The organism is Vibrio sp. 378 (assembly GCF_033339435.1).
The window spans coordinates 1-1,535 of the sequence record NZ_JAWOUO010000063.1 but is presented as its reverse complement, the minus strand read 5'-3'; the positions used below and the strand labels follow the sequence as shown (position 1 = coordinate 1,535).

Genomic DNA, 1,535 nt, shown 5'->3' with positions numbered 1-1,535 from the left:
ACTCGCCGCGAGTGCATTAACCATCATCACACCAAGGATTGGTGGACAATCGATCAACACGTAGTCGTAATCTTGCGAAACCGCTTGAAGTGCGCGCTTCAAAATCAACCCCATGCCACTTCGGTTACCCATTACGCGGTCTAGCGTAGCCAATGACATGTGCGCAGGAATGATGTCCATTCCTTCCAACTCGGTTTCTAAGATCAACGGCTTAACCGTATCGCGAGTGAACGTCTTTAGCTGAAACAGATCGAACAAGCTTGATGACACGGTATCTGAGTCGTAACCAAGATAAGTCGTCAGTGACGCATGAGGATCGGTGTCGACCATCAATACACGATGACCTTTCTGGCTCAACAAACCTGCTAGTGTCACTGTTGATGTGGTTTTACCTACCCCACCTTTTTGGTTAGCTACACTCCAAACGATCATGATTTATCCTACGCTAAACCCACTTCCACCAGCATGCGTTCTGCAATTCGGTCAAGAGGTAAATCTTCAGAAGAAATGTCCGCTTTAGCAACAGCTTGAGGCATACCGTAAACCACACAGCTTTCTTCGTCTTGTGCCCAAATGGTTGAACCTGCCGATTTCAGCATACGTGCACCTTCTCGGCCATCTGCACCCATTCCGGTGAGCACCATAGAAAGTACTTTGTCGCCGTAAACTTTCGCCGCAGAGCCAAAGGTCACATCCACACACGGTTTGTAGTTCATGCGATCACCGCCATCAATGATGCGAAGGCGAGCAGCACCTGCACGACCATCAATCATCATTTGCTTGCCGCCTGGCGCTAGGTAAGCCACACCAGCTTGTAACACATCACCGTCTTGTGCTTCTTTCACTTGAATCTTACACAACGTGTTCAATCGACTTGCAAATGCCGCCGTAAATGTCGCAGGCATATGCTGAATCAGCACAATTGGATGTGGGTAGTTCATCGGCAGACGAGTAAGAATTTTTTGTAAAGCAACTGGGCCACCAGTGGATGTGCCAATCGCTGTTAACTGGTATTTCTTACCCGATGCGCGGAACTTGGTTGCTGCCGGCCGAGCCGGAGCCGATGCGGCAGGCGTAGCGGTTCTTGAAGCCAGTGGGCGCGCAGCACTAGTTGCAGCAGCTGGACGCGCTACAGGACGGCGCATGAAAGCACGCTTGGAGGCAATTTGAATGACACGTTGCTGAAGCAGCGAAACCGCTTCATCGCGGTTACGTGCAATATCTTCAAACTTCTTCGGTAAGAAGTCCAGAGCACCAGCGTCCAACGCATCAAGAGTTGCTTTCGCCCCATCATGAGTCAGGGACGAAAACATCAGAATTGGCGTTGGAGATGCGCCCATGATTTCACGCACAGCCGTAATGCCATCCATAACTGGCATTTCAATATCCATGGTGATGACGTCCGGCTTGAGAGCTTTGGCTTTTTCGACCGCTTCTCTGCCATTTACCGCAACGTCAATCACTTCTAGGCGCGATTCTGAGTTGATGATTTCGCTTACGCGACGACGGAAAAAACTCGAATCATCAACGACTAG

2 protein-coding genes are annotated in these 1,535 nt (G+C 50.0%); both read right to left on the bottom strand.

Features of this window, described 5'->3' with window-relative positions:
* Positions 1 to 432 (bottom strand): ParA family protein (locus tag R7Q48_RS24080; protein ID WP_318132588.1); only part of this gene is annotated, 432 nt, incomplete at its 3' end.
* A gap of 8 nt (positions 433 to 440) precedes the next feature.
* Positions 441 to 1,535 (bottom strand): chemotaxis response regulator protein-glutamate methylesterase (locus R7Q48_RS24075; RefSeq protein ID WP_318132586.1); only part of this gene is annotated, 1,095 nt, incomplete at its 5' end.